The sequence below is a fragment of the Massilia sp. ZL223 genome (genome assembly GCF_018119395.1).
In the GTDB taxonomy this organism is placed as follows: domain Bacteria; phylum Pseudomonadota; class Gammaproteobacteria; order Burkholderiales; family Burkholderiaceae_D; genus Telluria.
On the sequence record NZ_JAGPWD010000024.1, the window covers coordinates 83,547 to 90,369 of the forward strand.

A 6,823-nucleotide genomic window follows, 5' to 3' on the forward strand; every position below is an offset into this window, starting at 1 on the left:
ATAAAAATTCAAATCCACTTGCCCACGTCCAGGATGGCCTGGGCGAAGGCTTGCGGGGCTTCCTGCGGCAGGTTGTGGCCGATGCCGCCGGTCAGGTGGCGATGCTCGTACTTGCCGAGGAATTTCTTGGCGTAGAGCTTCGGGGCCGGATGCGGCGCGCCGTTCGCGTCGCCTTCCATCGTGATGGCCGGGACGGCGACGTCCGGGAACCTGGCGAGTCGCTGCTCCAGGTCTTCGTAGCGGGCTTCGCTGGGCGCCAGGCCCAGGCGCCAGCGGTAGTTGCTGATCGAAATGGCCACGTGGTCCGGATTGTCGAGCGACCTGGCGGAGCGCGCGAAGGTGGCGTCGTCGAATTTCCAGTCAGGCGAAGCCAGCTCCCAGATCAGGCGCGCGAAGGCACGGGTGTTCTCGCGGTAGCCCTGTTCGCCGCGCGGGGTGGCGAAGTAATACTGGTACCACCATTGCAGCTCCGCCTTGGGCGGCAGGGGCTTGCGGTTCCCCTCCTGGCTCCCGATCAGGTAGCCGCTGACGGACACCAGGGCGGTGCAGCGCTGGGGCCACAGCGCCGCCAGGGTCGCCGCGATGCGCGCGCCCCAGTCGAAGCCGGCAACGATGGCCTTGTCGATCTTGAGCGCATCCAGGAAGGCGATGGCGTCCGCCGTGAAGCTGGCCTGCTGGCCGTTGCGCGGGGTGTCCTTCGAAAGGAAGTGCGTCGTCCCGTAGCCGCGCAGGTGCGGGATGATCACGCGGTAGCCGGCGGCCGCCAGGATGGGCGCGACATCGATGAAGGCGTGGATATCGTAGGGCCAGCCATGGAACAGCACCACCGGATAGCCCGTGCGCGGTCCCATGTCGACATAGCCCACGTCCAGCAACCCCGCGCGGATCTGCTTGATGTCCGTAAAGGTATTGCTGGCCGGCGAGATACCGCCGGAAACGGTGGGCACGGCGGCGCTCGCGCCGGCGATCAAGCCCAGCTGGGCGGCGGCGATGCCCAGCGAGGCGGCGTTCAGGAAACTCCTGCGTTTCAGATTGGTGTTCATGCGTTTCTCCAGTCGGATGGGTCAGAGGGACATGCCGCCGTCGATGGTCAGGCTGGCGCCGGTCATGTAGCCGGATTCCGGGCCGGCCAGGTAGGCAGCCAGGCCGGCGATCTCGGACGGCTGGCCGACGCGCTTGAGCGGAATCCAGTCCTTGACCAGTTCGATCATGTCCGCCGTCATGTCGGTCTCGATGGGACCGGGCTGGATGTTGTTGATGGTGATGCCGCGCGGCGCCAGGTCGACCGCCAGGCCCTTGACCATGACCGCCACCGCGCCCTTGGTCATCGCATAGACGCTGGAACCCGGGTGCCCGCTGCGCACGGCGGTATTGCTGCCGATGGTGATCACCCGTCCGCCCGGCGGCATGTGCGGCAGCGCCGCCTTGATCGCCAGGTAGACCCCGCGCACGTTCACGTCCAGCATGCGGTCCAGCGTCTCGATCCCGAACTCGGCGATATCGGCGATGTGCAGGATGCCGGCGTTGAGGACGACGATGTCGATGCGGCCGAAGCGCGCGGCGGCCTGTTCGACGGCGGCCTGCAGCTCGGCGGCATTGGCGCTGTCCGCCTTCAGCGCCAGGGCCTGCACGCCGTGCTCCTCGATGGCGCCGGCCAGCTGCTCCGCTTTCGCCGCGGCGCTGGCGTAGGTGAGGGCGACGTTGGCGCCATCGCGCGCCAGGCGCAGGGCGATGGCGGCGCCGATGCCGCGCGATCCGCCGATGACGAGTGCGGTTTTCTTCGGGGTGTTCATGCTTGCTCCTTCATGCGTTGGTCGATGTGTTCATTACATTCCCCCCACGTATCCCGGATGTGTTCGGAACCCGGTTTTTTGCAATCGCGTGTGTATGGCGCGCAAGTGGATACAGTGGGATACAAAGCGGGGCCTTACTGCGCCTGCGCCAGCAGGGCGCGGATTTTCGCCTCGGTTTCCTGGTAGGCGCCTTCGCCGAAGTGCGTGTAGACGACCCGGCCCTGCTTGTCGATCAGGTACACCGCCGGCCAGTACTGGTTCGAATAGGCCTGCCAGGTGGCGTAGCGGTTGTCCTGGGCGACCGGGTAGGGAATGCCGAGCCGCTTGATGGCCGACTGGACGTTGGCGGTCGAGCGCTCGAAGGGATACTCGGGCGTATGCACGCCGACCACGACCAGGCCCTTGTCCTTGTACTTCTCGTGCCAGCTCTTCACGTAGGGCAGGGTGCGGATGCAGTTGATGCAGGTGTAGGTCCAGAAGTCGACCAGCACCACCTTGCCGCGCAGCTGCTGCATGCTCAGGGGCGGCGAGTTGAGCCAGTTGTCGATGCCGGTGAACTCCGGTGCGGGGGCGGCGTGGGCGGACAGGCTGGCGGCGGCGAACAGCAGGGCGATCATGGTTTTCATGCGTTTCCTTTCAAAGCGAGATGAAATTGGCGAGGTGGGCGACCAGCAAGACGTCGTACTGGAAGTAAATGGCGGCGCTGGTCGCCAGGATCAGGACGCCGAAGACCTGCTGCAGGCGCCCGGTGTAGCGGGCGAGGGCGCGGATGCGCTGGCGGGCGAACTGGCCGCCGTAGGCGATGGCCAGCATGGGGATGCCGGCGCCTATGGCGTAGAGAAGAAGCAGGGTCGAGGACCAGCCAATATCCTGTGCCTGGGCGACCAGCACCAGGATCGAGGCCAGCACCGGGCCGGCGCAGGGCGTCCAGACGGCGCCCAGCGACATGCCGAGCACGAAGCCGCCCAGCTTGCCGGCGCGTTCGCCGCCGGCGGGCAGGATGGCGCCCGCGAACTGGCTCACGCGGTTCGCCAGCCAGGCATAGGGCGCCTTCCGCAGCATCGCCAGCCCGGTCAGCGCCAGCATGGCGATGCCGGCCAGGCGCAGGGTCTCGTGGGCGAATGCGACCTGCTGCGAGGCGCTGGCCAGCAGCAGGCCGAGCGAGGCGAAGGCCAGGACGAAGCCGGCCACGATGAACAGGGGCCGGCTGCGGCTGGATTCCTGCAGGGTGCCGCCCAGGACGATGGGCAGGATGGGCAGCACGCAGGGCGAGGCGATGGTCAGTACGCCGCCGAGCAGGGCGAGCGGAGCGTCGATAAGATGTTGCATGGCACGGTCCTCCTGGTTGGATGACCGCATTACATCGCCCCGGCGTATCCCGGCTGTGTCCAAACCCGGGTTTTTTGCAAGCCACTGTAGCGATGGCGGCGCCGGATACACTGGGATACAAAAGCCTGGCGCAAGCAGGCTATAAAGACGGCATGGCCGCTCACTCTGACCGAGACAACATGGACACCACCGACCACATCCTCATCGTCGACGACGACCTCGAAATCCGCGAACTGCTGGCTACCTACCTGCAAAAGAACGGCATGCGCGCCTCCACCGCCGCCAACGGCCGCCAGATGCGCACCCTGATGGAGCAGCAGCAGGTCGACCTGGTGGTGCTGGACCTGATGATGCCGGGCGAGGACGGCCTGAGCCTGTGCCGCGACCTGCGGGCGGGCAAATGGCGCGCGGTCCCGGTCCTGATGCTGACCGCGCGCGACGAGGAAACCGACCGCATCGTCGGCCTGGAGATGGGCGCGGACGACTACCTGACCAAGCCGTTCGCGGCGCGCGAGCTGCTGGCGCGCATCCGTTCCGTGCTGCGCCGCACGCGCATGCTGCCGCCCAACTTCGAAGTCAAGGAGCCGGGCCAGTTCCTGGCCTTCGGCGACTGGAAGCTGGACACGGTCGGCCGCCACCTGCTCGACCGCGAGGGCACGATGGTGGCCCTGAGCGGCGCCGAATACCGCCTGCTGCGCGTCTTCCTCGACCACCCGCAGCGGGTGCTCACCCGCGACCAGCTGCTCAACCTGACCCAGGGCCGCGAAGCCGACCTGTTCGACCGCTCCATCGACCTCCTGGTGAGCCGCGTGCGACAGCGCCTGGGCGACGATGCGCGCGAGCCGCGCTACATCAAGACCCTGCGCAGCGAGGGCTATGTGTTCTCGTCCTCGGTCGAGGTCGCGGACGGTCCGGCATGAAGACCTGGCTGCGGTGGCCGCGGACCCTGTTCATGCGGCTGATGCTGATCCTCCTGGCGGGGCTCGCGCTCGCCCAGGCGCTGTCCTATGTGCTGATCATGAGCGAGCGCAGGGAAGCCTCCGTCGGCCTGATGCTCAACTTCCTGGAACAGGACGTGGCCAGCTCGGTCGCGCTGCTGGACCGGCTGCCGGCGAACGAGCGCGCCGCGTGGCTGCCCAGGCTGGAGCGCCGCACCTACCGCTTTTCCCTGACTCCGGGCGAGCCCGGACACGCGCCCGATACCGTGCTGTCGCGCCGCATCGCCGATGCCTTCGTCGAGGCGATCGGCCAGCGCTACCGCGTCACCGCAAGCGCGGCGCCAGGCCATCCGAACCGGGTCCAGGCGCATGTGACGCTGAGCGACGGCACGCCGCTCACCATCGACATGCGGCCGGCCGGGCTGCCGGTATCCGGCTGGCTGCCCGCGCTGCTGCTCGCCCAGCTGGCCTTGCTGGCGCTGTGCACCTGGGCCGGCGTGCGCCTAGCGACCCGCCCGCTGGCCCAGCTGGCCGGCGCGGCCGACAGCCTGGGGCCGGACCTGCGCTCGGAGCGGCTGCCGGAATCCGGGCCGCTGGAAGTGGCGCGCGCGGCCAGGGCCTTCAATGCCATGCAGGAGCGGATCGCCGCCTACATGACCGAGCGCACCCAGATCCTGGCCGCGATCTCGCACGACCTGCAGACGCCGATCACGCGCATGCGCATGCGCGCCGACATGCTGGACGACGAGGTCCAGCGCGACAAGATGAACCGCGACCTGCGCGAGATGGAAGCGCTGGTGAAGGACGGGGTGGCCTACGCGCGCACCCTGCACGGCGCGCGCGAGGCGCCTTGCCGGATCGATCCGGATGCGATGCTGGAGAGCCTGGTGGGCGACTACCAGGACGCGGGCCAGGAGGTCGGGCTGGAGGGGAGGGCGGACATGACGATCGCGACCCGCCCGCAGGCCTTGCGGCGCATCCTCGGCAACCTGGTCGACAATGGCCTCAAGTATGCGGGCGCCGTCCAGGTCGGCATCGGCCGCCAGGGACCGGGAGAGATCGCGATCCGCATCCGCGACTTCGGGCCCGGCATTCCCGAGGCCGAGCTGGAGAAGGTGTTCGAACCCTTCTACCGCCTGGAAGCCTCGCGCAACCGCGATACCGGCGGGACCGGCCTGGGCCTGTCCATCGCCAGGCAGCTGGCGCAGGCGATGGATGGCGCGCTGACGCTCAGGAATCATCCGCAAGGCGGCCTGGAAGCGACCCTGGTCCTGCGCGGCCTGGAGGACGACACGCGGCAGTAAGGCTGGGTATAGTAGGGCCATGCCCGACGCCCGCCACCATCCCGTCACGCCGGACGGACGCTACTTCGTCGTAGCGGGCCGCCTCTGGCGCATGAGCAATCCCCAGCTCGCGCCGGAGCGGAGGCAGGAACTGGTCAAGGAACTCATGCATGCGCGCCGGCAGGTGGGCGCGGCGATGAAGGCGCAGGACGCCGAGGCGGAGCGCCGCGCCCGCGCCGCCGTCGACGCGGTCAAGCGCGCGCTGGGGGAGCGCGGACCCGTCTGGTGGACGGACGGCGCACCGGACCTCAACCGGCGCCTGGTGGTCAACACTCCCTACGCGCCATGGTACGAGACGCTGTCGCAGGACAGCGCGGCGTGAATCACGCGTGCCGCGCCGCCGCATGCAGGCGGTAGCCGGCCGGGCTGGTCCGGTACAGGTAGGCGAACATGCCAGTGAAGGCCAGGAAGATGGCAACGTTCAGCCAGACGGATTGCGGCTCCGCGGGCACCATCAGCACACGGTAGAGACTCACGACCAGGCCGAGCGCGTTGCCGACCAGGTTGCCGATCAGGACATAATGGATCTCTGCGAGGTCGACGGCGCGGCTGGCGCCCCAGTTCATGAAGCCGTAACCGGTGAGCGCGGCCCCGTACAGCATCGCCATGTGGCGGCCGGTGCTGTTCATGCTTTCGACGCCGTAGGCGTTCATGAGGGCGTCCGGTGCGAGCAGCAGCGCAAGACCGAAGGCTAGTCCGACGATGGCTACGATGCGGAAGATCAGGCGATGGTTCATCATTGTCTCCGGAGTGATCGAATGTGTCGGCGCACCTGGCAAGCCCGGCGCGGCGCTGCCGGAATGGCGGCGCACATTCAGCTTAGGCTGCAAATCGGACGACGCAAGCTCTACCGGAAAGATTCGGTGAAAACGGCGCCGCCACGGTCTCTATAAGCAGCATCGAAAATGCATATTTGCTAGAATGGCGGGGTTTCCAGTAGAGGCAAAGCGATGAGCGCAGTTGCAATCACACCATCTTCCATCATCCGGCTGGTCGATACCTTTTACGGCCGCGTCCGCACGGATTCCGTGCTGGGGCCCGTGTTCGAGGCCAAGCTGGCGGGCAAGTGGCAGGAGCACATGCCCAGGATGTACGCCTTCTGGACCAAGGTCCTGCTCGGGACCGGCGAGTTCGAGGGCAATGTGTTCGGCAAGCACATGGCCCTGAGCGGCATCGACAAGGAGCATTTCGTCCGCTGGCTGACGCTGTTCAAGCTGACGGCGATCGAGGTCTTCGGGGCGGAGGATGCGAAGGAGGCGATCCTGGTGGCGGAACGTATCGCCTCGAGCTTGCAGCTCGGGTTCTTCGGCGAAATCCGGGTAAAGGGCCAGTTCAATTAAGAGCTAGCCAAAAAACCGTGGCCCCCGCGGGGGGCGGGGGGGCGCGGTTGTGGGGAATGAAAGAGTCAAGCAGCCAGGCG

At 67.5% G+C, this 6,823-nt stretch carries 9 protein-coding genes; 4 read left to right on the plus strand and 5 right to left on the minus strand.

What is annotated here, in order from left to right; translation table 11 throughout:
- Nucleotides 1-8: 8 nt before the first annotated feature.
- From KBW95_RS15635 to KBW95_RS15650, 4 genes are all read right to left on the minus strand, one after another.
- Nucleotides 9-1,043 carry an alpha/beta fold hydrolase gene (locus KBW95_RS15635; RefSeq protein ID WP_211528698.1) on the minus strand — a complete coding sequence of 345 codons (1,035 nt, stop codon included), beginning with the start codon at nucleotides 1,041-1,043 and terminating at the stop codon, nucleotides 9-11.
- Between the two features lie 21 nt (nucleotides 1,044-1,064).
- Nucleotides 1,065-1,793: a 3-oxoacyl-ACP reductase family protein gene (locus KBW95_RS15640; RefSeq protein WP_211528699.1), complete on the minus strand. Its 729-nt coding sequence runs from the start codon at nucleotides 1,791-1,793 to the stop codon at nucleotides 1,065-1,067.
- Nucleotides 1,794-1,927: 134 nt separating this feature from the next.
- Nucleotides 1,928-2,419, minus strand: coding sequence for a thioredoxin family protein (locus KBW95_RS15645; protein WP_211526227.1), 492 nt, complete (start codon nucleotides 2,417-2,419; stop codon nucleotides 1,928-1,930).
- Nucleotides 2,420-2,429: 10 nt separating this feature from the next.
- Nucleotides 2,430-3,122, minus strand: coding sequence for a cytochrome c biogenesis CcdA family protein (locus tag KBW95_RS15650; protein WP_211528700.1), 693 nt, complete (start codon nucleotides 3,120-3,122; stop codon nucleotides 2,430-2,432).
- A 179-nt stretch (nucleotides 3,123-3,301) separates the two neighbouring features.
- Here KBW95_RS15650 and KBW95_RS15655 point away from each other — a divergent pair, with 179 nt between their 5' ends.
- The 3 genes from KBW95_RS15655 (at nucleotide 3,302) to KBW95_RS15665 (ending at nucleotide 5,725) form a co-directional block, all read left to right on the plus strand.
- Entirely contained in the window at nucleotides 3,302-4,042 is a 741-nt protein-coding gene (locus tag KBW95_RS15655; protein ID WP_211526229.1) for a response regulator, read from the plus strand.
- The gene (locus KBW95_RS15660; protein WP_211528701.1) at nucleotides 4,039-5,364 is read left to right on the plus strand and encodes a HAMP domain-containing sensor histidine kinase; all 1,326 of its coding nucleotides are present in this window, start codon (nucleotides 4,039-4,041) and stop codon (nucleotides 5,362-5,364) included. The genes KBW95_RS15655 and KBW95_RS15660 overlap by 4 nt, the downstream gene beginning before the upstream one ends.
- Nucleotides 5,365-5,455: 91 nt before the next feature.
- Nucleotides 5,456-5,725 carry a hypothetical protein gene (locus KBW95_RS15665; protein ID WP_211526231.1) on the plus strand — a complete coding sequence of 90 codons (270 nt, stop codon included), beginning with the start codon at nucleotides 5,456-5,458 and terminating at the stop codon, nucleotides 5,723-5,725.
- Nucleotide 5,726: 1 nt separating this feature from the next.
- On the opposite strand, the gene KBW95_RS15670 is transcribed toward KBW95_RS15665, so the two are convergent.
- A complete protein-coding gene (locus tag KBW95_RS15670; RefSeq protein WP_211528702.1) occupies nucleotides 5,727-6,143 on the minus strand; it encodes a hypothetical protein in 417 nt (138 codons plus the stop codon).
- 210 nt (nucleotides 6,144-6,353) lie between these two features.
- Between KBW95_RS15670 and KBW95_RS15675 the strand changes: the two genes are divergently transcribed.
- A complete protein-coding gene (locus tag KBW95_RS15675) occupies nucleotides 6,354-6,743 on the plus strand; it encodes a group III truncated hemoglobin (RefSeq protein WP_211528703.1) in 390 nt (129 codons plus the stop codon).
- The last annotated feature ends 80 nt before the right edge of the window (nucleotides 6,744-6,823 follow it).